Raw genomic sequence first — 24,798 nt, forward strand, 5'->3', positions numbered from 1 at the left:
TCTCGACGGTCATGAATGACCCTCATGCCCCGTTGAGCTGGCCCCTGCCGTCCGCGGACATCGTGGGAGAGCTCGCCGACGGCTCCACGCTGCGGCTGCGCGCCCCGGTGAACACCGACATCGCCGGTCTGGTCACCTCCAGCAGGCACGAGGACTCGCGGAGATTCACCTCCCTCTCGGAGAACTACTCCTCCCTCTCGGAGAACTACTCCTCCCGCGACGCCGAGATGTTCCTGCTCACCATGGCACGCTCACCGGCGGCGATGCTGTGGATCGTCGACGACCCGACCTCGCCGGGCGACTTCGGCGGCACGTTGGAGGTCCGCCTCGTCGACCGGCAGGACCGGTGCGTGGAACTCGGCTACACCACCGCCCCGCACCTGCGCGGCCGTGGCCTGATGAGCGCGGTGGTGGGCGCGGTCGTCGACTTCCTCTTCGACTACCGGGTGCACCGTGTGCAGATCAAGGCGAACCCGCAGAACGTGGCGTCCTGCGCGGTGGCGCTCAAGGCGGGGTTCCGGCACGAGGGCACGGCGCGCGACGCCGAGATGCTGCGCGGGGCCTTCAACGACCTCGACACCTTCGCCCGGTTGGCTACCGACGACTGAGGGCCCGGGCGGTCCGGGCGACCCGTGGGTCGGCGTCGTCGGTGAAGGCGGCGAGGACGTCCGGGGAGTCCGGTGTGATCTCGGCGAGCGCCTGGACCACGCGCAGGCGCGCATCCGGTGACGCGCCGGACACCGCCGCCACCAGGGTCGCGGGGATGTCGTCGTAGGACGTCGATCTGCGCGTGCGCATCACCGCGAGTGCCTCGGCGGCCTCCACGTCGTGGTCGCCGGTGAGCACCATCTCGACGAGCGTTCCCACCAGGGCGGGTGAGTCGGTGCGGCGGGCGAGGGCGAGCGCACAGGCACCGCGGACCGGGGGAGGATCGTCCAGCAGGTCGGTGAGGATGGTCGTGGCCCGGGCGTCGTTGATCTCGCGCAGCACCTCCACGACACGCAGCCGCACCGCCGGGTCGGCATGGGGGAGATGCCCCGACAGCTCCGCGGTGACGTCCCCTGCTACGTCCCCTGCCGCGTCCCCTGCCGTGCGCACGAGCGACCAGCGCAGCGCGCCGGCCACGTTCGGGTCGTCCTCCTCCAGGTAGAGCTCCACCAGCGCCCCCGCCGTGGGACGGTCGGACGCGGTGAGCGCGGCGGACTGGCGACGCGCCGGGTCGTCGGAGCGCAGTGCGGTGAGAAGGGAGGTGAGTCCGAGGACGTCGTCCCACGTGCCCGGGGTCGTGCCGGGGCGTCCGCGCACGGTGTCGAGGTGGTCCAGGAGCGCCTGCTCGGCGCGGATGCGGTCCCGGGTCTCGGCGCGCAGCCGGTCGAGGACCGCACCGACGTCGAGACCGGGGTCGTCCAGCGCGGTGCGGACCTCCGCGACGCCCATGCCCAGGGCACGCAGCGCCTCGGCCTTCATCAGCCGGTGCACGTCGCCGCGGTCGTAGTCGCGGTAGCCGCCGGACGTGCGGTTCGACGGGCTGACCAGGCCGTGCTCGTCGTAGTGGCGCAGCATCCGCACGCTCACACCCGACAGCCGGGACACCTCACCGATCAGCATCATTCGAGTCTATCCCGGGCCGGGCCCGCTGTGCCTCGTACTCGGCGGCGTCGAATCCGAGGTCCGGGTCGTCGAGCAGCAGCAGGGTGGCCGCGGCGTGGCGGGACCCGTGCGTGCGCAGGACGCCCCGGGCGTCCTCCCCGAGCTCCCGGTCCCCGCGTCCGAGCTGTCCGCTCAGCCGGACGGCCAGGCGTGGTGCCTCGGGCTGAGGGACGAGCCCGACCGCCGCACGCCACGCGGTGCGCGCGACCTCGTCGTCGGCGTCCTGCAGCAGGTCGTCGGTGATGTGGGGGTAGGACGCCACCGCCGCCACCTCACCGATCTTCGACAGCGTGTGCAGTGCCTGCGAGCGCGCCTGCGCGGTGGGCGAGTGCAGTTGAGTGAGCAGGACGGGCACGACGTCGGCGTGGGGATGCCTGGTCAAGGCCCAGGTGAGCATGTCGCGCACGAAGAAGTCCGGTTCCACGGCGCACTGCGCGACGAGGTCGGCGACGTCCCCGGGGCGGGGGTCGCTGCCGGCGGCGAGTGCGGCGCGCATGCGGGAGCTTGCGTCCTGCGCGGTGAAGGCGGTGCTCAGGCGGGTGTTGGTGGTCATGTGGCCAGCAGACACCCTCACAGGGTGAGAGGGTCAAGCACATACGGAAATCGGCCGCTTGATCTGCACATGTTGGGGTGGCGGACACGATCAGGACGATCACCACGTGGTCGCTGGCCCGCGTCGTACGGCAGCGGCCACCCGGTCTCGACGGGTCGGCGTTCTGAACGGGGCGCCGTCGACCCTGATGTCAGCTGAGTCATGCCCCAGGTCAAGAATCGTCGATTTCTTGACCTGGGGCATGACTGAGATGACGGTGGTGGGGACTAGTGCGGCACCGGTGTCCGGGTGTCCCCGCTGTTGTCGGTTTCCCCGGAGGCCCCGGTACCGTCTTCGCCGTCTTCGCCGTCTTCGGCGTCCTCAGTGTCTTCAGTCTCCTCGGCCTCTTCGATGACCTCCTCGGTCACCGCCTCGGCGAGCTCCCCGGAGTCCATGTCGGACTCCTCGAGTTCCTCGGAGAGCTGGGACTCCTCCTCGGACCCGAAGTCCTGACCGTCGTCCTCGCGGCGTTCGGTGAGGTCCTGGATCTTCTCGCGGTGCCCGCTCTCCTCGGACAGGCGGGTCCGTGCGTAGAGCCACCAGCCGACGAGCATGACGACCATCGCCATGCCGAGGTAGCCGAGCACCGGGTAGACGTAGGTCATCAGGGTGTCGAAGCCGACGAAGCTCACCGCGTAGCCGACCGCGCACAGGGACAGGAACACCGGTGTGTACCAGCCCGGACGCGAGGAGGTGACGCGCTTGCCCAGGGCGTAGAACATGCCGATGGCGGTGTTGAAGATCATCGCGAAGATGATGAACACCATCACGTACGCCATCGCCGGGTGCATCGAGTCGAACAGCGTGAGCATCGGGACGTCGTCGCCGGAGACGGTCTCGATGTTCGCCAGCAGGGTGAACACCGCCAGGATCAGCAGGACGGTGTAGATGACGCCGCCGAGCAGACCGCCGCGTCCCGCGGCACGCATGTTCGCGTGGTTGCCGCCGATCACCAGGGACATCGACACGCCCAGCAACAGGGCCAGGCCGTTGTAGTTCAGTGCCGACAGCCACCACGGGCTCACCGGCGACTCCTCCTGGACGGCGATGTCGCTGACGGCGCTGAAGTCGTCCGGCAGGTTGAACAGGGTGTAGACGAACCCGACGAGTACGGCGATGATCAGCAGCGGGGTCAGCGCGCCGATGATGTCGCTGACCTTGTCCACGTTGAGGAGCCCGGTGACCATCACCAGCACCGTCATGACCAGTGAGCCGATCCAGGAGGGGAGACCGAACTGCTGCTCCAGGTTGGACCCGGCACCGGCGAGCATCACGAAGCCGATGCAGAACAGGGTCAGGGTGACCACGATGTCCAGTGCCCAGGAGGCCGCCGGGTGGGTGATGCTGCGGAACACCGCCTTGTGCTCGTCGGCGAGGAAGTAGCTGCCGAGCTGCAGGATCACCGCGCCGGCCACGGTCATCACCAGGCCGGCCAGGACCGCACCCCACAGGCCGCTGAGGCCGAAGGAGGCGAAGTACTGGATGACCTCGAGTCCGGTGGCGAATCCGGCGCCGACCAGCAGGCCGAGGAATGCCATGGATATCTTGAGTTGTTCCTTCACGGTTCCGGAGCCTCCTGAAGTCGTCCTCGTGCCTCACACGGGGTGGGGCGGGGGTAGGCTGCCGGACTGTACCGGAAAAGCTGCGCTAATGTTGCGGGCCATATGTGGATCGGAACTCTTGAACTCGACGTTCTCCTCGGTGACGTGCACTCCCTCAAGCAGAAACGCTCCGTGGTGAGACCGGTGATCGCCGAGGTCCACCGGAAGTTCGGGATCTCCGTCGCCGAGGTCGACCACCGTGACCTGCACCGTCGTACGGGGATCGGGGCGTCGGCGGTCAGCGCGGACCGGGAGCACGTCGTGGAGGTGCTGGAGTCCGTGGAACGCCTCGTGGCGTCGCGTCCGGAGATCCAGGTGCTGTCGGCGCGGCTGCGCTACCTGTCCTCCGAGGACCTTCCCGGGGACGTCTGACTCTCCTGCGGTGGTTCCTGCTCCTTGCGCGGCCGGCCGCGACGGGGGAGTTCACCGGTGGACGACGGCAGGCGTCCCGCCCGTCGCAGCTGGTCGCGCAACATCACCTCGATCTGGGCGTTCACGCTGCGCAGGTCGTCGTGCGCCCAGCGGGCGATGGCGTCGTACACCGCCGGGTCGATGCGCAGGGGCACGTTCTTACGCGCCATGACTACGCGCCATGGAGGCCGCCGGTGTTGATCACCGGCTGGGTGGAGGAGTCGGAGCACAGCACCACGAGCAGGTTGGAGACCATCGAGGCGCGGCGCTCAGGGTCGAGGTCCACGATGTCGCGGTCCTCCAGCTGGTCCAGGGCGGTCTGGACCATCGACACCGCACCGTCCACGATCTGCTCGCGGGCGTCCACCACGGCCTGGGCCTGCTGGCGCTGCAGCATGGCACCGGCGATCTCCGGGGCGTAGGACAGCGCGGAGATCCTGGCCTCAACGATCTCCAGTCCGGCGACCGCCACGCGGGCGGCGACCTCGTCGGCGAGCTCCTGGGAGACCACGTCGGTGGAGCCGGCGAGGCTGGTGGCGGCGTCGCCGGGGGTGCCGTCGGCGTTGGTGCGTCCGGGCACGGAGTCGTAGGGGTGGGTGGTGGCGACGTGGCGCAGCGCGGACTCGGACTGGGAGTGGATGAACTCCTCGACGTCCTCCACGGAGAAGGTGGCCTTGGCGGTGTCGGAGACCTGCCAGACGACGATGGCTCCGATCTTCACCGGGTTGCCGTTGAGGTCGTTGACCTTGATCTCGTTGGTCTCGAAGTTGCGGACGCGCACGCTGACCTTGCGCGTGGTCGCCAGCGGCGGCACGAGGGTGAGGCCGGTGGTGCGGTTGGTGCCGAGGTAGCGTCCGAAGAACTGCACGACCTGCGTGTGACCGGGGTTGATGACACGCAGCATGGTCAGCACGACCACGGAGAGCAGGATGAGGACGACGGCGAGGCCGATGAGCGTGCCGCCGAGGCCGCCTCCCAGGCTCCCGGACTCCAGGCCGACGGCGGCCCAGACGATCAGGGCGATCGGTGCGAGGAACAGGACGATGCCGCCGAGCAGTGCGGCGACGGCCAGGCCCGTGGAGCCGGACCATGCGCGGTGTTCGCTGATGCTGACGTTGGTGCCCTCGTGGCCGACGGGGGTTCCGGCGACGGCGTCGGGTGCTGGGGAGTGTGCTGGGGCGGGGTTCTCGGGCGGCATGCTGTCCTCTCTTCTCCCGGTGTCTCCGGGACGGTCGCCAGTCTACGCTAAAGTGATATCACTTTGATGTCACCGGGAGGACGCTCGGTGCGCCTCCGGCCATGCAGTAGGCTTGGTCACCGTGACTGACGCGAAGAACTCCTCCCAGAACGCACCCCAGAACGCCGCCCCCGCCGTCGACGGCGGGGACAACGACCTTCCCGAGCAGGTCAAGGTTCGTCGCGACAAGCGCGACCGCCTCATCGCCGAGGGCGTCGACCCCTACCCGGTGGAGGTCGCACGCACGCACGCGCTGAAGGACGTCGTGGCGTCCTACGCGGTTCTGCCGAAGGACGGGGAGGACGCACCGGACGCGGCGCGCGCCGAGGGCGTCACCTACCTCGCCGCCGGCGAGGAGACCGACGTGGAGGTCGGCATCGCCGGACGCGTGATCTTCGTGCGCAACACCGGCAAGCTCGCCTTCGCGCGCATCCAGGACGGCGACGGTACGCAGCTGCAGGCCATGTTGTCGCTGGCCGAGGTGGGGGAGGACGCCCTGGCGTCCTGGAAGGCCACCGTGGACCTCGGCGACATCGTCTTCATCCACGGTCGTGTCGTGGCCTCGAAGCGCGGCGAGCTCTCCGTGATGGCGGACGGCTGGTCGATGGCGTCGAAGTCGCTGCGCCCGCTGCCGGTCGCGCACAAGGAGCTCAGCGAGGACACCCGCATCCGCCACCGCTACACCGACCTGATCATGCGTGAGCAGGCCCGGACGAACGCGGTGACGCGCATCAAGGTGATGCGCGCGCTGCGTCACGCACTCGAGCGCCGCGACTTCCTCGAGGTCGAGACCCCGATGCTGCAGACCCTGCACGGCGGTGCCGCGGCGCGTCCCTTCGAGACCCACTCCAACGCCCTCGACATCGACCTCTACCTGCGCATCGCCCCGGAGCTCTACCTCAAGCGCTGCGTGGTCGGCGGCATCGACAAGGTCTTCGAGGTCAACCGCAACTTCCGCAACGAGGGTGTGGACTCCTCGCACTCCCCGGAGTTCGCCATGCTGGAGACCTACCAGGCCTACGGCACCTACGACACCGGTGCCACGCTGATCCGTGAGGTCATCCAGGAGATCGCCGAGGAGGTCTTCGGCACCACCACCGTGACCCTGGTCGACGGCACCGAGTACGACCTCGGCGGGCAGTGGCGCACCATGGAGATGTACCCCTCGCTCAACGAGGCGCTCGCCGAGAAGTTCCCCGACCAGGACGTGGTCGACGAGGTCACCGTGGACAGTTCCGTGGAGGATCTCAAGGCCTTGGCCGCCGTAGTCGGGCTGCCCGTCCCGGCGAAGGGTGGTTGGGGCCACGGCAAGCTCGTCGAGGAGATCTGGGAGCACCTGTGCGAGGACCAGCTCTACGGGCCGGTCTTCGTCCGCGACTTCCCGGTCGAGACCTCCCCGTTGACCCGTCAGCACCGCACGAAGCGGGGCGTCACCGAGAAGTGGGACCTCTACGTGCGCGGCTTCGAGCTGGCCACCGGCTACTCCGAGCTGGTGGACCCGGTCGTGCAGCGTGAGCGCTTCGAGGACCAGGCTCGCCTGGCCGCCGGTGGTGACGACGAGGCCATGGTGCTCGACGAGGACTTCCTCGCCGCGATGGAGCAGGGCATGCCCCCGACCTCGGGAAACGGCATGGGCATCGACCGTCTGCTGATGGCGCTCACCGGGCTGGGGATCCGTGAGACGGTGCTGTTCCCGATGGTGAAGCCGGAGCGCGACAGCTAGGCGCAGTGCCGGCGGAAACGCCGGCCGGTGGCGTCCCGGAGGGCCTTGTCTGGCCTGTAGGGGACGCTACGGGGGTGGTCCCGGGGGTGCGGGGTGGGGTGCCTCACCTGCTGTGATGGGTCAGTCAAGGAAAGTATCTGTGGGGCAGGCGGTATTCGAGCCTTTTTGTGACGGGGATCATGATTCGTCGTTATGATGTAATCATTATCTGTCCGACCCAATCCATGACTGTGTGTTCTCCCGTCGACACCGGGTGATACCCGAGTACAGCGAAAGGTAGCTGCCTCACCATGAGTGACCGAAGCAAGCGGAACGACTCCACACCGGGCCTCAACACCATCAAGCGGGACGCCATCGGTACCGCCATGCGTGTGCTGACCCGTTTCACCGGCTCCGACCTGGCCACCAAGTACGGCCTGAGCGAGAAGGTCGACCGTGTGGCCTACGAGTCCACCAAGGGCGGCATGCGCACCCTCGGTGCCATCAACCGCCAGTTCAAGAAGTCCAAGGGCTCCGGCAAGCCGGTGCGCCTGGAGAGCCAGGGCAGCGAGGGTGACGGCACCACCGAGCCCAAGAAGCCGGCGAAGGTCCTCTTCGACCTGACCCCCTCCGAGGACCAGGAGATGCTGACCTCCGCCGTGCGCGAGTTCGCCGAGGAGCAGCTGCGCCCCGGTGCCCACGACGCCGACGAGGCCGCCGAGACCTCCAAGGAAGTCCTCGACACCGCCGCTGAGCTGGGGATCTCCCTGGTCAGCCTGCCGGAGGAGTTCGAGGGCCTGGCCTCCGAGTCCGCCTCCACCACCTCCGCCCTCGTCGCCGAGGCCCTCGCCTTCGGTGACATGGGCCAGGCCGTCGCCATCCTGGCGCCCGCCGGTGTGGCGACCACGATCACCAACTACGGTGACGACGCCCAGCAGAAGACCTACCTGCCGGAGTTCGCCGGCGAGTCCGTCCCGCAGGCCGCCGTGATCGTCAACGAGTCCCGCGCCCTGTTCGACCCCTTCGTGCTGCAGACCACCGCGAAGCGTGAGGGCGACGACATCGTCATCAACGGTGTGAAGACCATGGTGCCCAGCGCCGGTTCCGCCGAGCTCTTCGTCGTCGCCGTGGACCTGGACGGGGTCAACACCTTCGCCATCGTCGAGTCCTCCACCGAGGGCGTCGTCGTCGAGGCCGACCCGTCCATGGGTATCCGTGCCGCCGGCCTGGGCCGCGTCCTGCTCAAGGACGTCAAGGTCCCCGCCTCCAACCTCCTCGGTGGTGCCGAGCTCGACTCCGAGACCCGCACCGACAACTACGCCGAGATCATCCGCCGTGCCCGCCTGGGCTGGGCCGCCCTCGCCGCCGGCACCTCCGAGGCCGTGCTCGAGTACGTCAAGCCCTACGTCAAGGAGCGCCAGGCCTTCGGTGAGCCCATCGCGCACCGTCAGTCCGTCGCCTTCATGGTCGCCAACATCCGCATCGAGCGCGACGGCCTGCGCATGATCCTGCTGCGCGGCGTCTCCCGCATCGACCAGGGTCTGTCCTACAACCGTGAGGCCGGCCTCGCCCGTCGCTTCGCCGCGGACCGCGGTATGCAGATCGGTCTCGACGGCGTCCAGCTGCTCGGCGGCCACGGCTACACCAAGGAGCACCCGGTGGAGAAGTGGTACCGCGACCTGCGAGCCGTCGGCGTCGCCGAGGGCGTCGTGGTCCTGTAAGTCCCCGTCAGTAACAACATCGAAGGAGCACTGAAATGATCAACCTGGAACTCCCGAAGAAGCTGCGCGGGACCATCAACCAGGCCCACCAGGCCGCAGCGGAGATCTTCCGCCCCATCGCCCGCAAGTACGACCTCGCCGAGCACGAGCGTCCCATCGAGCTCGACACCATGGCATCCCTCGTCGAGGGCATGACCGACGGTGGCGGCAACCTCGCCGGTGCGTCCGGCGGCCGTGGCGACAAGAAGAAGGACGACGGTTCCGTCCGCAACGGCGGCAACATGTCCTCCCTGGTCAACGTCATCGAGACCTGCTGGGGCGATGTCGGACTGACCCTGTCGATCCCCTACCAGGGCCTCGGTAACTCCGCGATCGCCGCCGTCGCCACCGACGAGCAGCTCGAGCGCTTCGGCAAGGTCTGGGCCTCGATGGCCATCACCGAGCCGCAGTTCGGTTCGGACTCCGCCGCCGTCGCCACCACCGCGAAGCTGGACGGCGACGAGTACGTCCTCAACGGCGAGAAGATCTTCGTCACCGCCGGTGACCGTTGCACCCACGTCGTCGTGTGGGCCTCGGTGGACAAGTCCGCCGGCCGCGCCGCCATCAAGTCCTTCGTCGTCCCGCGCGACACCCCGGGCTTCGAGCTCGCCCGCCTGGAGCACAAGCTGGGTATCCGTGCCTCGGACACGGCCCACTTCATCCTGGACAACGTGCGCGTCCCGAAGGAGAACCTGCTGGGTACCCCCGAGGTCGACACGAAGAAGGGCTTCGGCGGGGTCATGGCGACCTTCGACAACACCCGCCCGCTGGTGGCCGGCATGGCCGTCGGTGTCGCCCGCGCCTCCCTGGAGAAGCTGCGCAAGATCCTGACGAAGGCCGGCCTGGAGATCGACTACGACGCGCCGAGCTGGAACCAGCCCGCCGCCGTCGCCGAGTACATCCGCCTGGAGTCCGACTGGGAGGCCGCCTACCTGATGACGCTGCGCGCCGCCTGGATGGCCGACAACAAGCAGCCGAACAACAAGGAAGCCTCCGAGTGCAAGGCGAAGGCCGGCCGCATGGCCACCGACCTGACCCTGCGCGCCGTGGAGCTCGCCGGCACCTACGGCTACTCCGAGCGTTCCCTGCTCGAGAAGTGGTCCCGCGACTCGAAGATCCTCGACATCTTCGAGGGCACCCAGCAGATCCAGCAGCTGGTCGTCGCCCGTCGTGAGCTGGAGCTGTCCTCCGCACAGCTGAAGTAGCAGTTCACAGCCCTAGAAGCGGCTCCCGGTCACATCGACCGGGGGCCGCTTTCGGCATGTCCGGGACCCTCGTGCACCCCGCAGGCATCCCGCACAGGGCGTTCTCTTCGGATCCACGGTGAGTCACAGCAACCCGGGAGGCTGGTCGGACCAACCCCTGGGGTTGCTGGACCGGTCGCGGGGTGGTGCGGGAGCGGGTGCAGGTACGGCAACGGCGCCGCACACAAAAGAGACGGCCCCGGGGGAGAGAAGCTCTCCTCCGGGGCAGTCGTCAGGGCCGTCGTCGGGACCGGGTCAGGCGTCGGAGCCCTTCGGCTCGCCGATCTCGCCGGTGGCGGCGTCGACCTCCGGCAGTTCCCGGGGGACAACCTTGCCCACGGCGTTGCGGGGGAGGCGGTCTAGGAACACGTAGTTGCGCGGGACGTTGTGGCGGGCCAGGTGCTCCTTGACCTCGGCCTTGGCCTTGTCCTTGAAGCCGTCCTCGTCGTGACCGGCCTTCAGCACCACGTAGGCGCAGAGCGACTGGCCGAACTCGTCGTCGGCGATGCCGTGGACGTGCACCTCCTCGACCTCGGGGAGGCCGTAGAGCACGTCCTCGGTCTCCTGCGGGTACACGTTCTCGCCACCGGAGACGATCATGTCGTCGCTGCGCCCGGCGATGTAGAGCAGCCCGTCCTGGTAGTAGCCGAGATCGCCGGTGGCGACGAGACCCTGGATGGTCTCCTTGTCCACGCCGGGCCGGGTGTAGCCCTCGAAGAGCATGTCGTTGCCCACGAAGATGCGGCCGATCTCGCCCTCGGGGAGCTCCTTGCCGTCGTCGCCGAAGATCTTGAGGACGGTGGCCAGCGGCGGCTTACCGGCGGTCGTCGGGTGCTCGGCGAGCTCCTCGGGCCGGGCGATGGACGCCCAGCTGACCTCGGTGGAACCGTAGAGGTTGTAGAGGACCTTGCCGAACTTCTCGGTCGTCTCCTCGATCACGGCCGGCGGCAGGGCCTCGCCGCAGGCGGTGATGACCTGCGTTCCGGGGTTGAACTTCTCCGGCACGGCGGTGAGCAGGCGGCGCAGCATGGTCGGCACGATGGCGATGGCGTACGGACGGTTCGCCTCGATCAGCTTCACGGCACCACGCGGCGAGAACTTACGCTGCAGGATCAGCGTGCTGCGCAGCGCCAGGCCCAGCTGGATCTGGGCGAAACCCCAGGTGTGGAACATCGGTGCGGCCACGTAGTAGCCGCGGTGGTGCTTCAGCGGGATGCGCGACATGATCGACGATGCAGGCAGATAGGTGCGCGGCTCGGGACGACGGGCACCCTTCGGGGTACCGGTCGTGCCCGACGTGAGGATGATGGTGCGTCCACGACGGGGCCGGGTGGGGATCTTCTGCTCGTGCGGCGTGCTGCGCAGGACCTCGGTCAGCGTGGGCCAGTCCGGGTTGCGGGTGGCGTGGTCCTCGGACGCGGTCGCCTCGGCGACGTTGCTGGCGTACTCGACGGCGTCGTCCTCGTCGTCCTCCGGCGCGAGGGCGGCGGTGGTGTGGTTCTCCTCCCAGTTCACGATCACGGGGCACTGGTCGAAGCCCTTGGGCAGCAGCGGGATGAACTCTTCGTCGATGAACAGGAGGTCGAGCTTCTGCTCCTTGACGACGGCGCGGGTCTGCTTGGCGGACGCGCCGGTGTTGAGCAGCACGATGTCGGTGCCCAGGCGGCCGTGGGCGCACAGCGCCATGATGAAGCCGCGGTGGTTGCGCGACAGCACGCCCACGCGGTCACGCTCACGCACACCGGTGCGGTAGAGGGCCTTGGCCAGCAGGTTCGTCTGCTCGTGGAGCTCGGAGTAGGTGATCGAGCCGGCGTCGTCGATGATGGCGGTGTGGTACGGGTCGCGGGCGGCACCGAGGGCGAGGATGCCGGCGGGCAGGAACTCCCACTGGTAGATGTACTTCAGTGCCTTGCCCATGGCCACCGGGGACATGGCACCGAGGACTCCTGCCTTGAACAACGGCACCGTCCCCTTGGCGAGGATGGGCAACTGGTCGAGGGTAACTGCGGGCTGGGATCCGCTCATGGTGCTCCTTCGGGGTGCTCGTGCGAACAGCGACGATGGGTTTTCCGTCTCATTATTATGGTTAAGAGTACATAACAATGGGCGGTGCGTCCGGCGTTTCGGGAAGTTCGTCGCAGCCGCCTTTGCATAGCGTGATTAACCACTGCGCCGCAGGTCAGGGGTGGGGAATCGGGGTCGGCCGGATGTGACGGGGCTTTTCCCGGCGCCGGTGCGGCCGTCACGCAGGGACGGCGGTGGGGCCGACGGGCGCCCGGAGCGTCCTGCGCGGGCCCTGTTCGCTGTCGGCGTACACATCGGGAAATGGCCGTCAAAACACCCTCTGACATGCAGATTAGTGGGGTCAGAGGGGAGGGTCGGGCCATGGAACAAGCTGAGACGGCCGGTCGTTGTACAGAGTGACTGAACGTGGGAACGCCGAATCACTAAGGTGGTGCCCACATCCGGACCTTGAAGTGAGGGAGAGCAAATGTTCGAGAGGTTCACCGACCGTGCGCGACGAGTCGTCGTCCTGGCGCAGGAAGAAGCCCGCGCGCTCAACCACAACTACATCGGCACCGAGCACATCCTGCTCGGGCTGATCCACGAGGGGGAGGGAGTCGCCGCCAAGGCACTGGAGTCCATGGGTATCTCCCTGGAGGCCGTGCGTACCGAGGTCGAGGACATCATCGGCACCGGCGGCCACCCGCCGAGCGGCTACATCCCCTTCACCCCGCGGGCCAAGAAGGTCCTGGAGCTCGCCCTGCGCGAGGCTCTGCAGCTGGGGCACAAGTACATCGGCACCGAGCACATCCTGCTCGGCCTCATCCGCGAGGGTGAGGGCGTGGCCGCACAGGTGCTGGTCAAGCTCGGCGCCGACCTGTCCCGCGTCCGTCAGCAGGTCATCCAGCTGCTTTCAGGCTACGAGGGCACCGAGCCGGAGGCGGCTCCGGACGAGCCCGCCACGGCGGGCGTCGGCCAGCCGTCGGACTCCGGCGCCGGCGGCAAGCCCGGCCAGAAGTCCAACTCCCTGGTCCTCGACCAGTTCGGCCGCAACCTGACCCAGGCTGCCAAGGACGGCAAGCTGGATCCGGTCGTGGGACGGGAGAAGGAGGTCGAGCGCATCATGCAGGTGCTCTCGCGCCGCACCAAGAACAACCCGGTCCTCATCGGCGAGCCCGGTGTGGGTAAGACCGCCGTGGTCGAGGGCCTTGCCCTGGACATCGTCAACGGCAAGGTGCCGGAGACCCTGAAGGACAAGCAGCTCTACTCGCTGGACCTGGGTTCCCTGGTCGCCGGCTCCCGCTACCGCGGTGACTTCGAGGAGCGCCTGAAGAAGGTGCTCAAGGAGATCAACCAGCGCGGCGACATCATCCTGTTCATCGACGAGATCCACACCCTGGTGGGTGCGGGTGCCGCCGAGGGCGCGATCGACGCGGCCAGCATCCTCAAGCCGAAGCTGGCCCGTGGTGAGCTGCAGACCATCGGTGCCACCACACTGGACGAGTACCGCAAGCACATCGAGAAGGACGCCGCCCTGGAGCGTCGTTTCCAGCCGGTGCAGGTGCCCGAGCCGAGCGCCGAGATGACCATCGAGATCCTCAAGGGTCTGCGCGACCGCTACGAGGCGCACCACCGTGTGTCCATCACCGACGGTGCCCTGGCTGCCGCGGCCCGGCTGTCGGACCGCTACATCAACGACCGTTTCCTGCCGGACAAGGCCGTCGACCTCATCGACGAGGCCGGCGCCCGCATGCGCATCAAGCGCATGACCGCGCCGAAGGCGATCCAGGACGTCGACGACAAGATCGCCGAGGTCCGTCGCGCCAAGGAAGCCGCGATCGACGACCAGGACTTCGAGAAGGCCGCGTCCCTGCGCGACGACGAGCGCAAGCTCACCGACGAGCGCGCCGAGAAGGAGAAGCAGTGGCGCGCCGGTGAACTCGACGACGTCGCGGAGGTCGGCGAGGAGCAGATCGCCGAGGTGCTGGGCACCTGGACGGGCATCCCCGTGGTGCGGCTCACCGAGGAGGAGTCCACCCGGCTGCTCCACATGGAGGACGAGCTGCACAAGCGCATCATCGGGCAGGACGACGCGGTCAAGGCCGTCTCCCGGGCGATCCGCCGTACCCGTGCGGGTCTGAAGGACCCGAAGCGTCCCAGCGGTTCGTTCATCTTCGCTGGCCCGTCCGGCGTGGGTAAGACCGAGCTGTCGAAGGCGCTGGCGGAGTTCCTCTTCGGCGACGACGACTCGCTGATCCAGATCGACATGGGCGAGTTCCACGACAAGTTCACCGCCTCGCGCCTGTTCGGTGCACCTCCCGGATACGTCGGCTACGACGAGGGCGGCCAGCTGACCGAGAAGGTCCGCCGCAAGCCGTTCTCCGTGGTCCTGTTCGACGAGATCGAGAAGGCGCACTCGGAGATCTACAACACCCTGCTGCAGGTCCTCGAGGACGGTCGTCTCACCGACGGCCAGGGTCGCATGGTCGACTTCAAGAACACCGTGCTGATCTTCACCTCGAACCTGGGCACCAGGGACATCTCCAAGGCCGTGGGCATGGGCTTCACCGGCTCCGGTGAGACCGACGAGGACGCCCAGTACGACCGGATGAAGTCGAAGGTCAACGACGAGCTGAAGAAGCACTTCCGCCCGGAGTTCCTCAACCGTATCGACGACATCGTGGTCTTCCACCAGCTCACCCGCGAGCAGATCGTGCAGATGGTCGACCTGCTCACCGGCCGGGTGCGCAACGCCCTGTCGGAGAAGGACATGGGTCTGGAGATCTCCGAGGAGGCCAAGAGCCTGCTGGCCGTGCGTGGTTTCGACCCGGTGCTCGGTGCCCGTCCGCTGCGCAGGACGATCCAGCGCGAGATCGAGGACCACCTGTCGGAGAAGATCCTCTTCGGCGAGATCGGTGCCGGCGAGATCGTGACCGTGGACGTGGAGAACTGGGACGGCACCGGCAAGGGCGAGGGCGCGAAGTTCGTCTTCGGTTCCCGTCCGAAGCCGCTGCCCGAGATCGCCGCGGAACCGGCCGAGGAGGCGCAGGACGACGTCATCGACGCCGCGTCCGACGAGGACTCGCTGCCCGAGACGCAGGACGTCTCCGCCGGCGAACACCGCGAGTAACAGCAGACAGAACCGGCGCCGGGGTGCGGCGTCCGTCTACCGGGGTAACCGGTAGCGGGCGTCGGCCCCGGCGCCGGTCTGTGTCACGAGACCGTCGACGACGAGGGACGCCAGGGCGCGGGCACGCTGACCGGCGTCCTCGCTCGTGGCGTCGAAGTCGCCGGCGGGCACCTCCTCGGCGCCCTCGGCGCGCAGGATCGCCATGATGCGTCCGCGGACCTGCCGGTCGGTGCCCTCGAACTTCTGGACGCGTTTCTTCGCCGCGGCGGTGTCGGCGCTGCTGGGGGCGGGGCGTCCCAACGCGATCCAGCGGCAGCGGGCCGCGACGGGGCAGCGGTCGCACTGCGGGGAGCGGGCGGTGCACACCGTCGCCCCGAGTTCCATGAGCGAGGAGCACATGCCCAGCGCCTCCTGGTGCAGCTCCGGGGAGTGGTGGGGGTTGCCGTAGCCGCGTCGGCGCAGCCCCGGATCCTCGTCGACCCAGGGCATCAGGTCGGCGACGTCGGCGAGGTCACCGGCCTTCGCCGGGCCCTGCAGGAACTCCCCGCGCGCCAGGCGCCGGTGCACCCGCCGCACGTTCGTGTCGACGACGGGGACGGCGCGTCCGAAGGCGAAGGCGGCGACGGCGCGGGCGGTGTACTCGCCGATGCCCGGCAGGGCCAGCAGTTCGGCGACGGTGCCCGGCACCTCCCCGTCGTGGTCGTCGACGATGGCCCGGGCGCATTCGCGCAGGCGCAGTGCCCGTCGCGGGTAGCCCAGGTTCGCCCAGGCGCGCAGGATCTCGTCGGTCGGGGCCTCGGCCAGGTCCGCCGGGGTGGGCCAGCGCTCCAGCCACGCCTCCCACAGCGGGGCCACGCGGGCGACCGGGGTTTGCTGCGACATGATCTCGCTGAGCAGGACGGCCCACGGTGTGGTCCCGGGGTGTCGCCACGGCAGGTCGCGGGCGTTCTCGTGGAACCATCCGTTCAGCACGGATCCGAGGCTGGACTGCTCGGCCTCTGCGGCCTGCGCCGTTCCTGCCTTCTTCGTCGTGTCGTGCGTCTGTGCCGTGCCCACGGGATCCAACTGTGCCGCACCGGCGGGGCATCCGGCAAAAGGCGGTGGCACAATGGTTCGCATGACAAATGATGACTCGGCTCCGGCCCACCACACCAGCGACCCCTCCGGCCCCCTGACCCCGCAGGAGGCCGTCGAGATGCTGATGGCCGGAAACCGTCGCTTCATGGACGAATCCTCCGCGCACCCGAACCAGGACCGCGGCCGGCGTGAACTGCTCACCGGCGGTCAGCGTCCCAACGCGGTGGTGCTGGCCTGCTCGGACTCGCGCGTGCCGGTGGAGATCGTGTTCGACCAGGGGCTCGGCGACATCTTCGTGATCCGTACCGCCGGCGAGATCACCGACCTGTCGGTGCTGGCGTCGCTGGAGTTCGCGGTCGTCTCGCTCGGTGTGCCGTTGGTCGTGGTGCTCGGCCACGAGAGCTGTGGTGCGGTCGCCGCCGCCCAGACCGCACTGGCGACCGGCAGCATGCCCCCCGGTTTCCAGCGGGTCCTGGTGGAGAAGGTCACCCCCTCGCTGCTGGCGGCACGTTCGCAGGGTGCGGACACCGGCGAGGACTTCGAGAAGCACCACGTGGTCGAGATCGCGAACCACATCGTGGACCGCTCCCCGGGGATCCTGCAGCGTCTGCGCGAGGGAAACTGCGGCGTGGTCGGCATGCGCTACCGCCTGTCGGACGGCCTGGCGGAGCCCGTCGCCACCTACGGCCTCGAGGTCGAGGGTGTGGACCCCACCGAGGTTCCCTGAGTCGTTCCGGCAGGGGATGTATTCCAGGGGACGTACTTCACGGGATGTACTTCACCGAGGCTAGCGGGGTGTCATGACACCGTGGCATCGTCGCCGCTGGTTACACTGGGCCTGTGACCCAGCACAACGACCCCCGACCTCTGCCCCCGGAAATCTACCAGCGCCGTCGCGTCGGCGCGGTCGTGGTGCTTGTGCTGGTCGTGGCGTTGCTGTGGTGGGTGGTCAGTTCGCTGACCGGCGGTGACGAGGGGCAGGACCAGGTCGCCCAGACCTCGCAGTCCTCGCAGAGCTCCGCGGCGTCGGAGGCCACGTCGGAGCCCTCGGAGTCTGAGCCCGCGAGCTCCTCCGAGTCGGCGGAACCGTCCTCCTCGGCGTCCGCTGACCCGTCGGCGTCCGCCGAGCCGACGGAGAGTTCGGCCGCGGGCGTCCCCGACGAGGTGGCCAACAAGGACACCTGTGAACTCGACGACCTGCAGCTCACGGTGCGCCCCGGTGCACCGACGTTCCGGGACGGTCAGCAGCCGAACTTCTTCCTGGAGGTCAACAACCCCACCAAGGGCGACTGCGACATCGACCTGGGGGACAACGAGCTGAGGTTCGAGGTCTTCACCATGGACTCCGGTTACACGCGGGTGTGGGGCGACACCGACTGCAACGCGCCCACCTCGACCGGCCGGCTGCGCCTGGACCCGGGTCAGTCCCGCACCTACGAGATGACCGTCTGGTCGCGCACCAGCTCCTCACCGGACTCCTGCGAGAACCGCGAGGCCGTCGGCAACGGTGCCTACATGCTCTACGGCCACATCGGGGAGAAGACCTCGGAGTCGGAGACCTTCAACCTCGCATGACCCCGATCTTCGCCACGGCCTCCTGGACGGTGCCGACGGCGATGATCTTCAGCCCCTTCGGTGGCGTGGCACGGTCCGACCCGCGGGTGGAGTCCGGGACGACGGCGGTGGTGAACCCCAGCCGCCGGGCCTCGGCCAGGCGCTGACGCAGGTCGGGGACGCGCCGCACCTCGCCGCCGAGCCCGACCTCACCCACGGCGACGAGCCCGGTGGGCAGTGCCGTTCCGGAAGCGGTGGAGGCCATCGCCAGGGCGAGGGCGAGGTCGGCACCTGGTTCGTTGATCTTCATCCCGCCGACGGTGGCGGCGTAGACCTCGTGACCCATCAGGTCCACCCCGGCCCGTTTGGCGAGTACGGCCAGCACCACGGCCACGCGGCTGGCGTCGATACCGGTGACGACCCTGCGCGGGGTGTGCATCTGGGTCTCCAGGGCGAGGGTCTGGATCTCGCCGAGCATGGGGCGGCGGCCGTCCATCAGCACGGTCACCGCCGTCCCGGCGACAGGGTCGTCCCGGTGGTGCAGGAACAGTCCGGACGGGTCGGCGACCTCGCGGATGCCCTCGGCGGTCTGCTCGAAGCAGCCGACCTCGTCGGTGGCGCCGAAACGGTTCTTCTGGCCGCGCAGGAAGCGCAGGGAACTGTGGCGGTCGCCCTCGAAATTCAGCACCGCGTCCACAAGGTGCTCCACGGTGCGGGGCCCGGCGACGTTGCCGTCCTTGGTGACGTGGCCGACCAGCAGGACGGGGACACCGGTGGACTTCGCCAGGGTGGTCAGCGTGGCGGCGACCGCGCGGGTCTGGGCCACGCCGCCGGCGACACCCTCCACGCCCGAGGCGTTGAGGGTCTGCAGGGAGTCGACGATGACCAGTTCCGGCTGCACGGCGTCGATCTGGCCCAGTGCGGTCTCCAGGTCGTGCTCGGCGGCGAGGAACAGCGAGTCCGAGAGCGCGCCGGTGCGTTCGGCGCGGTGGCGTACCTGCCCCACGGACTCCTCGGCGGTGATGTAGAGGACGCTGCGGTCCTGGCGCGCCCAGCGGTTGGCGACCTCCAGCAGCAGCGTGGACTTGCCCACCCCGGGTTCGCCGGCGAGCAGGACCGCGCTGCCGGGGACCACGCCACCACCGAGCACCCGGTCGAGTTCGCCGATGCCGCTGGGACGGTGGTTGGCGATCGTCGGGTCGATGTCGGTGACCGCCTTCGCAGGGGAGGTCGGGGTCAGCCCCGTGGCGCGTGCCCCGCCGGTGCCACCGGCACCGCCGCCGGCGGGGAACACGGCGTCCATCGTCCCCCACTCCTGGCAGGAGGGGCACCGGCCCACCCACTTCGACACCTGGTGGCCGCAGGACGTGCAGGCGTAGGTGCTGCGGGACTTTTTCGGTGCGGTCTTCGTGGCCATGCTCCACACACTAGTACCGGGCACGGACATGAAAAACGCGCCTTCCCCCGTGGCAGGGGAAGACGCGTTCGGCTTGCGGCGAACTAGCCGGAAACTAGCCGATGTCGGCGCCCTCGTGGTCGCCGTCGATGGTGTCGGTGCCCTCGCGGGTCACGCCGTCCTGGTGGCGGTTGGTGTGGCCGGCCTCGGCGTACCAGGCGGTGATGGGGGCGTTGATCTCGAGGTCGCCGTTGCTGAACTCGAAGGTCACGACGCGGGCGGCGCCGGTGTAGAAGTTCTCGCCCTCGACCGTGGTCTCCAGGTACTCGACGCAGCCGGCGTCGGCGTCCTCCGGGTTCATGTCCGAGATCGCGGCCTCGGAGTCGGCCACCACGGAGCAGTCGGGGGAGACGGTGACGTTGCCGCCGATGTCCAGGGTGGCGTCCTGCACGGAGACGCGCTCCAGGGTGATGTCGTTGCCCTCGACGCCCTGGTTGGCGAGGTTGAACTTCAGTGCGACGGAGTTGTCCTCCTGGGTGATCAGGGTGACGTCCCGCACGGCGGCGTCCCCGAGGTCACCGTCCGTGCCGTTGACGGCGGCCACCTGGTTCGCGGTCTGGGAGATCTGGCCCGCGCCACAGGCGGTCAGGGCCAGGGCCGCGCAACCGGCGGTGACGGCGAGCAGCCGACGCGCGGCGGGCTTCCGGTTCTTCACTGTTGTTCTCCTCCATCTGAGGCCCGTTTCGGGGGGCCGTCAACTGCAGATGATATGTCCCGGCACGTGTCACGGTGACGGGTCTCGTCGAGTCCACATTAACCTGTGTGGGGGCTGGACACATAGTCGGAGGATTCACCTAGGGGTGGCGTGCAGGGTGGGGTGCAGGGCGGGGTGCCCGTGACGGGCGGGGTTGAGCAGCAGGGTGCTAAACTGGCTCGTCATGGAGTTCAACATCGGGGACGTCGTCGTTTACCCCCACCACGGTGCCGCAGTGATCGAGGGAATTGAGCAGCGCGTTTTCAAGGGGGAGCCGGTCGACTACCTCGTGCTCCGGGTGAACCAGGGGGACCTGCTCGTCCGGGTGCCCGCGGCGAACGCCGAGACCGTCGGTGTGCGCGACGTGGTGGGCGAGGAGGGGCTGCTGAAGGTCTTCTCCGTCCTGCGTGAGACGGACGTCGAGGAGGCGGGCAACTGGTCCCGCCGCTACAAGGCCAACCAGGAGCGTCTGGCCTCCGGCGACGTGAACCGGGTGGCCGAGGTCGTGCGCGACCTGTGGCGTCGCGACCAGGACCGTGGCCTGTCCGCCGGCGAGAAGCGCATGCTGGCCAAGGCCCGCCTGGTGCTCGTCGGAGAGCTCGCCCTCGCCGAGGGCGTCGACGACAAGAAGGCGGACGACACGGTGCGCCGGATGGAGGAGACCATCGTGCGCCACCGTGAGGAGTCCGCGGCCCGCCGTGCCGCAGGCGTCGGGGAGGACGAGGCACCGCAGTCCGTCGACCTCGACGATGAGCTCGGCGAAGACGAGGACTGACGCCGGTGGCGGGAGCAGCGGGAGCCCCCGGGGGACGCAGCGGTGACGGTGTCGACGGTGTCGGCAGCGTCGAGCGGGTCTTCGCCGTGGTTGCTGCCGCCGGCAGCGGCAACCGGTTGGGGGAGGTGCTGCCCAAGGCGTTCGTCGAGGTCGACGGGCGCACGATCCTGGAGCGTTGCCTGGACGGGCTGGCCGCCTCACAGGCCGTGGGCCACACCGTGGTGACGGTGTCCAGCGACATGCTCGAACACACCCGCGACCTGGTGGCCGCCCAGTCCGGGCTGTGGGGACCGATGGATGTCTCCGTGGTCCTCGGGGGAGCCGACCGCGCCGACTCCGTGCGCGCCGGACTCGAGTCCGTCCACGCCCTGGTAGGCGATGCGGGTCAGGATGCAGGGCTCGACGGCGGCTCCGCCTGTGCCGAGCTCGGTGAGGTTCCTACAGGGTTCCTCGTCGCCGTTCACGATGCCGCCCGGTGCCTGACCCCGCCGGACATGATCCGCGCCACCGTCGCCGTCGCCGCCGAGGGCGTGGAGGACGGCACCTGGGCCGGCGTGGTCCCCGTCCTGCCCGTGACCGACACGGTCAAGGTGGTGGAGACCGTCTCCGGTGGGGCCGTGGACGGTGCGGAGGTCATCCGCTCCACCCCGGAGCGCCGCGTGCTGCGCGCCGCACAGACCCCCCAGGTCTTCGCCCTCGACCGGCTGATCGCGGCCAACCGCATGCAGCAGGCGCGGGAGGAGCTGGACTCGGCGCACCCGACGGGCAACCCGCCGTCCGACCTCGCGCCGGCGGCGGTGACCGACGACTCCTCGCTGATGGAGATGGCCGGTGAGACCGTCGCCGCCGTGGCCGGGGATGAGCGCGCCTTCAAGATCACCCTGCCGGAGGACCTGGAACGCGCCCACCGCGCTGTGGGCAACGGGGGAGTGGCGTGATCGTCCCGCGTGTCGGTGTGGCCACCGACGCCCACCAGGTGGAGGCCGGCAAGCCGTGCTGGATGGCGGGCCTGCTGTTCGAGGGGGCCGACGGGTGCGAGGGGCACTCCGACGGCGACGTGGTCGCCCACGCCGTCGTCGACGCCCTGCTGTCGGCGTCCGGCCTCGGCGACCTCGGCTCCTTCGTGGGTGTGGGACGCCAGGAGTACGCCGGGGTCACCGGTGCCCGTCTTCTCACCGAGTGCCGGGAGTTGCTGGCGTCCCACGGGTTCACGATCGGCAACGCCGCGGTGCAGATGATCGGCAACCGCCCGAAGATGGGTCCGCGCCGGCTCGAGGCGCAGCGGGTGCTCTCCGACCTCCTCGGTGCGCCGGTGAGCGTGTCCGCCACCACCACCGACCACCTGGGGTTCACCGGTCGTGGCGAGGGCGTCGCGGCCGTGGCGACCGCCGTGGTGTGGCAGGACGCGGCGGCCGTGGGGGTCTGAACGGTCTTCTGACCGGGGGAAGTGCCGACCGCGGGGGCCGGCGCGCATCCGCTGACGGTAGGCGGGGATACCGCCGATGGGGTACGCGAGTGACTGCGTAGGAGGGATTCGGCACCGGCCTGCGTCGACGAGACTTGGGAGCACGTTGTTGAACGGCAGACGCCCCGGATGACCCCGGGGAGCAGGACCGCCGTGAACACCGCGACACCGCAACTGTTCCCAGTCCCCGGGAAGCACCCCGGGAAAGGAGACCATCATGGCCACCCGAGTTCCCGAACCCACCTCCACCCCCGACGGCCCCGCCTACGAGGGCCGCCTGCTCGACCGCCCCGACGAGGAGGTCGTCGACCAGGGCGTCGGATTCGACCTGCGCACCCTGATGAGCCGTCGGGTGTTCATCGGGGCCGGCGTCGCCGGCGCCGGTGCCGTCGCACTGGCCGCCTGCTCGGACGGCTCCGGTTCGTCCTCCAGCGGGGTCACCGCCACCGCGGGCAGTGTCGACACCGCCGACCTGCCGGACGCAGAGATCCCCGACGAGACCGCCGGGCCCTACCCGGCCGACGGGTCCAACGGACCGGACGTCCTGCAGGAGTCCGGCATCGTGCGCAGCGACATCCGCTCCAGCATCGGTGCCGACGACCCCGTGGACGGCGTCCCGTTGGAGTTCACCTTCACCATCACCGACATGGACAACGACGACGCACCGTTCGCCGACGTCGCCGTCTACGCCTGGCACTGCGACGCCCAGGGGCAGTACTCGATGTACTCCGAGGGCGTCGAGGACGAGACGTGGCTGCGCGGCGTGCAGGTCGCCGACGCCGACGGCACGGTCACCTTCACCTCCGTGATGCCCGGCTGCTACACCGGCCGCTGGACCCACATCCACTTCGAGGTCTACCCGGACGTCGACTCCATCGACGACTCCGCCAACGCGATCGCCACCTCCCAGATGGCCTTCCCGGAGGACGTCCTCACCGACGTCTACGAGCTGGACACCTACGACGGCTCGTCGAGCAACCTCTCGCAGATCACCCTGGACTCCGACAACGTCTTCGGGGAGGACAGCGCCGCCCTGCAGATGGCGACGATCTCCGGCGACGTGGACTCCGGCTACATCTCCTCGCTCACCGTGCGCGTGGACACCACCACCGAACCGACCGGCGGCGACGCACCCGGCGGTGGTGGCGGCGAGGGTGGCCCCGGCGGCGAGGGCGGCGAGCCGCCCAGCGGCGGCATGCCGGACGGCGAGATGCCGGACGGTGCCCCCGACGCCGCGTCCGACGCGACCGCGTCCTGACGCCCCAGAACACACCCCAGAACACGCCGCTAGAACCCACCTAAGGAGTACGTCATGCTACAGAACCTCACCGGAATGCACGCCCTGGTCATCCTGGCCGTCGTCCTGCTGCTCTTCGGGGCAGCGAAGCTCCCCGCCCTGGCCAAGAGCCTCGGCCAGTCCGTCCGGATCCTGAAGACCGAGGCGTCTGACCCTGCGCCCGCGGCGGCAACCGCTACCGCGCCCGCGGTACCTGCCGCAGCAGCCACCGAGGACGTCGCCGCAGCGCCCACCGCGCAGGCACCCACGATCCACACCGTGAACACCGTCGACGACCTGGACGGCGTGAACGGCCTGAACGGTGCAGAGAGGAAGCTCACGTCATGACGTCCGCGACCGCAGGACCGGCCGGCATGCCGCTGTCCGGCCACCTGCTCGAAGGACGCAGGAGGCTCACCCGCGTCGCGGCGGCCCTCGTGGTCGCGGCCGTCATCGCCTACCTGCTCTCCGACCAGGTGCTGGAGGTGCTGCGCGCGCCGGTGGTCGACATCGCGCAGACCCGCGCCGCAGCCATCAACTACGACAGCATCACCGGCGCCTTCGACCTGAAACTCCGCATCGCCCTGTTCGGCGGTATCGCCCTGTCGAGTCCGGTCTGGCTCTACCAGATCCTGGCCTACGTGGCCCCCGCGCTGACCCGCCGGGAGAAGCGCTACGCCTTCGGTTTCCTCGGCGCGGTGATCCCCCTGTTCGTCGCCGGGTGCGCCGCCGGTGTGGCGGTGTTCCCCCGCATCGTCGAACTGCTCGCCAGCTTCGCCTCCGCCGACGACAGCACCCTGCTGCAGGCGTCCTACTACTTCGACTTCGTTCTCAAACTCGTCCTGGCCGCCGGTGTGGCGTTCACGTTCCCCGCCTTCATCGTGGTCCTCAACTTCATGGGCGTGCTGTCGGCCCGCACCATCGCCCGCAGCTGGCGGGGGATCACCATCAGCATCGTGGTCTTCAGCGCCCTGGTCACCCCGGCGGCCGACCTGCTGTCGATGTTCCTGATCGCCGTCCCGATGGCGGTGCTGTTCGGGATCTCGCTGGCCATCGCCTGGATCCACGACCGACGGCACCGTACCGACGCTCCCGACTGGGCGGATCTCGCAGAGCAGGACGACCAGCAGGCAAGCACCCGGACAAGCACCCTGGAAGGAGTGTCCTGAC

The 24,798-nt window shown here is 69.1% G+C and carries 23 protein-coding genes; 14 read left to right on the top strand and 9 right to left on the bottom strand.

From position 1 onward, the window contains the following. Nucleotides 1-11 precede the first annotated feature (11 nt). Nucleotides 12-608 (top strand): GNAT family N-acetyltransferase, encoded by a 597-nt coding sequence (locus tag ACT3S3_RS12000; protein ID WP_441579141.1) that lies wholly within the window; start codon nt 12-14, stop codon nt 606-608. Here the strand turns inward: ACT3S3_RS12000 and ACT3S3_RS12005 are convergent. From ACT3S3_RS12005 to ACT3S3_RS12015, 3 genes are all read right to left on the bottom strand, one after another. Further along, the gene (locus ACT3S3_RS12005) at nt 595-1,608 is read right to left on the bottom strand and encodes a MerR family transcriptional regulator (RefSeq protein ID WP_441579142.1); all 1,014 of its coding nucleotides are present in this window, start codon (nt 1,606-1,608) and stop codon (nt 595-597) included. The genes ACT3S3_RS12000 and ACT3S3_RS12005 overlap by 14 nt on opposite strands. Beyond that, the gene (locus ACT3S3_RS12010; RefSeq protein ID WP_444626831.1) at nt 1,595-2,203 is read right to left on the bottom strand and encodes a HEAT repeat domain-containing protein; all 609 of its coding nucleotides are present in this window, start codon (nt 2,201-2,203) and stop codon (nt 1,595-1,597) included. The genes ACT3S3_RS12005 and ACT3S3_RS12010 overlap by 14 nt, the downstream gene beginning before the upstream one ends. A 266-nt stretch (nt 2,204-2,469) precedes the next feature. After that, entirely contained in the window at nt 2,470-3,804 is a 1,335-nt protein-coding gene (locus ACT3S3_RS12015; protein WP_441579144.1) for a YkvI family membrane protein, read from the bottom strand. 102 nt (nt 3,805-3,906) lie between these two features. Between ACT3S3_RS12015 and ACT3S3_RS12020 the strand changes: the two genes are divergently transcribed. Continuing rightward, entirely contained in the window at nt 3,907-4,215 is a 309-nt protein-coding gene (locus tag ACT3S3_RS12020; RefSeq protein ID WP_301443916.1) for a DUF503 domain-containing protein, read from the top strand. Here ACT3S3_RS12020 and ACT3S3_RS12025 read toward each other — a convergent pair. Next, nucleotides 4,179-4,424 carry a hypothetical protein gene (locus ACT3S3_RS12025; protein ID WP_301443915.1) on the bottom strand — a complete coding sequence of 82 codons (246 nt, stop codon included), beginning with the start codon at nt 4,422-4,424 and terminating at the stop codon, nt 4,179-4,181. The two genes, ACT3S3_RS12020 and ACT3S3_RS12025, sit on opposite strands and share 37 nt — an antisense overlap. A 2-nt stretch (nt 4,425-4,426) precedes the next feature. After that, nucleotides 4,427-5,452, bottom strand: a complete 1,026-nt coding sequence (locus tag ACT3S3_RS12030) for an SPFH domain-containing protein (protein ID WP_301443914.1) — start codon at nt 5,450-5,452, stop codon at nt 4,427-4,429. Nucleotides 5,453-5,573: 121 nt separating this feature from the next. Here ACT3S3_RS12030 and lysS point away from each other — a divergent pair, with 121 nt between their 5' ends. The 3 genes from lysS to ACT3S3_RS12045 all read left to right on the top strand — a co-directional run bounded on the left by lysS (nt 5,574) and on the right by ACT3S3_RS12045 (nt 10,158). Continuing rightward, nucleotides 5,574-7,214: a lysine--tRNA ligase gene (gene lysS, locus ACT3S3_RS12035; RefSeq protein WP_301443913.1), complete on the top strand. Its 1,641-nt coding sequence runs from the start codon at nt 5,574-5,576 to the stop codon at nt 7,212-7,214. Nucleotides 7,215-7,504: 290 nt separating this feature from the next. Beyond that, nucleotides 7,505-8,914, top strand: a complete 1,410-nt coding sequence (locus tag ACT3S3_RS12040) for an acyl-CoA dehydrogenase family protein (protein WP_441588219.1) — start codon at nt 7,505-7,507, stop codon at nt 8,912-8,914. A gap of 35 nt (nt 8,915-8,949) precedes the next feature. After that, nucleotides 8,950-10,158, top strand: a complete 1,209-nt coding sequence (locus ACT3S3_RS12045) for an acyl-CoA dehydrogenase family protein (RefSeq protein ID WP_441579147.1) — start codon at nt 8,950-8,952, stop codon at nt 10,156-10,158. A gap of 294 nt (nt 10,159-10,452) precedes the next feature. On the opposite strand, the gene ACT3S3_RS12050 is transcribed toward ACT3S3_RS12045, so the two are convergent. Beyond that, nucleotides 10,453-12,222: an AMP-binding protein gene (locus ACT3S3_RS12050; RefSeq protein ID WP_301442742.1), complete on the bottom strand. Its 1,770-nt coding sequence runs from the start codon at nt 12,220-12,222 to the stop codon at nt 10,453-10,455. Nucleotides 12,223-12,688: 466 nt separating this feature from the next. On the opposite strand from ACT3S3_RS12050, the gene ACT3S3_RS12055 reads away from it, so the two are divergent. Next, nucleotides 12,689-15,331 carry an ATP-dependent Clp protease ATP-binding subunit gene (locus ACT3S3_RS12055; RefSeq protein ID WP_301442743.1) on the top strand — a complete coding sequence of 881 codons (2,643 nt, stop codon included), beginning with the start codon at nt 12,689-12,691 and terminating at the stop codon, nt 15,329-15,331. Between the two features lie 36 nt (nt 15,332-15,367). On the opposite strand, the gene ACT3S3_RS12060 is transcribed toward ACT3S3_RS12055, so the two are convergent. Beyond that, nucleotides 15,368-16,303, bottom strand: a complete 936-nt coding sequence (locus tag ACT3S3_RS12060) for an A/G-specific adenine glycosylase (protein WP_301442748.1) — start codon at nt 16,301-16,303, stop codon at nt 15,368-15,370. A 145-nt stretch (nt 16,304-16,448) separates the two neighbouring features. Here ACT3S3_RS12060 and ACT3S3_RS12065 point away from each other — a divergent pair, with 145 nt between their 5' ends. Continuing rightward, entirely contained in the window at nt 16,449-17,135 is a 687-nt protein-coding gene (locus tag ACT3S3_RS12065; protein WP_301442744.1) for a carbonic anhydrase, read from the top strand. A 113-nt stretch (nt 17,136-17,248) separates the two neighbouring features. Further along, nucleotides 17,249-17,983, top strand: a complete 735-nt coding sequence (locus ACT3S3_RS12070) for a hypothetical protein (RefSeq protein ID WP_444626832.1) — start codon at nt 17,249-17,251, stop codon at nt 17,981-17,983. On the opposite strand, the gene radA is transcribed toward ACT3S3_RS12070, so the two are convergent. Together radA and ACT3S3_RS12080 are read right to left on the bottom strand one after the other, a co-directional pair. Then, a complete protein-coding gene (radA, locus tag ACT3S3_RS12075; RefSeq protein ID WP_301442746.1) occupies nt 17,970-19,379 on the bottom strand; it encodes a DNA repair protein RadA in 1,410 nt (469 codons plus the stop codon). The genes ACT3S3_RS12070 and radA overlap by 14 nt on opposite strands. Before the next feature lie 94 nt (nt 19,380-19,473). After that, a complete protein-coding gene (locus ACT3S3_RS12080; RefSeq protein ID WP_441579312.1) occupies nt 19,474-20,073 on the bottom strand; it encodes a hypothetical protein in 600 nt (199 codons plus the stop codon). A 223-nt stretch (nt 20,074-20,296) separates the two neighbouring features. Between ACT3S3_RS12080 and ACT3S3_RS12085 the strand changes: the two genes are divergently transcribed. The 6 genes from ACT3S3_RS12085 to tatC all read left to right on the top strand — a co-directional run bounded on the left by ACT3S3_RS12085 (nt 20,297) and on the right by tatC (nt 24,797). Beyond that, nucleotides 20,297-20,887 carry a CarD family transcriptional regulator gene (locus ACT3S3_RS12085; RefSeq protein WP_301444228.1) on the top strand — a complete coding sequence of 197 codons (591 nt, stop codon included), beginning with the start codon at nt 20,297-20,299 and terminating at the stop codon, nt 20,885-20,887. 5 nt (nt 20,888-20,892) lie between these two features. Beyond that, entirely contained in the window at nt 20,893-21,825 is a 933-nt protein-coding gene (locus ACT3S3_RS12090; RefSeq protein WP_301444229.1) for an IspD/TarI family cytidylyltransferase, read from the top strand. Then, entirely contained in the window at nt 21,822-22,313 is a 492-nt protein-coding gene (ispF, locus tag ACT3S3_RS12095) for a 2-C-methyl-D-erythritol 2,4-cyclodiphosphate synthase (protein WP_301444230.1), read from the top strand. Before ACT3S3_RS12090 ends, ispF begins: the two co-directional genes overlap by 4 nt. Nucleotides 22,314-22,569: 256 nt before the next feature. Then, the gene (locus ACT3S3_RS12100) at nt 22,570-23,610 is read left to right on the top strand and encodes an intradiol ring-cleavage dioxygenase (protein WP_444626833.1); all 1,041 of its coding nucleotides are present in this window, start codon (nt 22,570-22,572) and stop codon (nt 23,608-23,610) included. A 54-nt stretch (nt 23,611-23,664) separates the two neighbouring features. Further along, the gene (locus ACT3S3_RS12105; RefSeq protein ID WP_301444299.1) at nt 23,665-23,976 is read left to right on the top strand and encodes a twin-arginine translocase TatA/TatE family subunit; all 312 of its coding nucleotides are present in this window, start codon (nt 23,665-23,667) and stop codon (nt 23,974-23,976) included. Continuing rightward, complete coding sequence (gene tatC, locus ACT3S3_RS12110; protein ID WP_441579314.1) at nt 23,973-24,797, top strand: twin-arginine translocase subunit TatC; 825 nt, start codon at nt 23,973-23,975, stop codon at nt 24,795-24,797. The genes ACT3S3_RS12105 and tatC overlap by 4 nt, the downstream gene beginning before the upstream one ends. Nucleotide 24,798: the final 1 nt, after the last annotated feature.

This window comes from Corynebacterium sp. AOP40-4SA-5, assembly GCF_052377355.1.
Taxonomy (GTDB): domain Bacteria; phylum Actinomycetota; class Actinomycetes; order Mycobacteriales; family Mycobacteriaceae; genus Corynebacterium.

Coding starts and splice junctions, on each gene's coding strand:
- ACT3S3_RS12000 (WP_441579141.1), top strand. CDS start 12: ATGAATGACCCTCATGCCCCGTTGAGCTGGCCCCTGCCGTCCGCGGAC.
- ACT3S3_RS12005 (WP_441579142.1), bottom strand. CDS start 1,608: ATGCTGATCGGTGAGGTGTCCCGGCTGTCGGGTGTGAGCGTGCGGATG.
- ACT3S3_RS12010 (WP_444626831.1), bottom strand. CDS start 2,203: ATGACCACCAACACCCGCCTGAGCACCGCCTTCACCGCGCAGGACGCA.
- ACT3S3_RS12020 (WP_301443916.1), top strand. CDS start 3,907: ATGTGGATCGGAACTCTTGAACTCGACGTTCTCCTCGGTGACGTGCAC.
- ACT3S3_RS12025 (WP_301443915.1), bottom strand. CDS start 4,424: ATGGCGCGTAAGAACGTGCCCCTGCGCATCGACCCGGCGGTGTACGAC.
- ACT3S3_RS12030 (WP_301443914.1), bottom strand. CDS start 5,452: ATGCCGCCCGAGAACCCCGCCCCAGCACACTCCCCAGCACCCGACGCC.
- ACT3S3_RS12040 (WP_441588219.1), top strand. CDS start 7,505: ATGAGTGACCGAAGCAAGCGGAACGACTCCACACCGGGCCTCAACACC.
- ACT3S3_RS12045 (WP_441579147.1), top strand. CDS start 8,950: ATGATCAACCTGGAACTCCCGAAGAAGCTGCGCGGGACCATCAACCAG.
- ACT3S3_RS12050 (WP_301442742.1), bottom strand. CDS start 12,222: ATGAGCGGATCCCAGCCCGCAGTTACCCTCGACCAGTTGCCCATCCTC.
- ACT3S3_RS12055 (WP_301442743.1), top strand. CDS start 12,689: ATGTTCGAGAGGTTCACCGACCGTGCGCGACGAGTCGTCGTCCTGGCG.
- ACT3S3_RS12065 (WP_301442744.1), top strand. CDS start 16,449: ATGACAAATGATGACTCGGCTCCGGCCCACCACACCAGCGACCCCTCC.
- radA (WP_301442746.1), bottom strand. CDS start 19,379: ATGGCCACGAAGACCGCACCGAAAAAGTCCCGCAGCACCTACGCCTGC.
- ACT3S3_RS12085 (WP_301444228.1), top strand. CDS start 20,297: ATGGAGTTCAACATCGGGGACGTCGTCGTTTACCCCCACCACGGTGCC.
- ACT3S3_RS12100 (WP_444626833.1), top strand. CDS start 22,570: ATGGCCACCCGAGTTCCCGAACCCACCTCCACCCCCGACGGCCCCGCC.
- ACT3S3_RS12105 (WP_301444299.1), top strand. CDS start 23,665: ATGCTACAGAACCTCACCGGAATGCACGCCCTGGTCATCCTGGCCGTC.
- tatC (WP_441579314.1), top strand. CDS start 23,973: ATGACGTCCGCGACCGCAGGACCGGCCGGCATGCCGCTGTCCGGCCAC.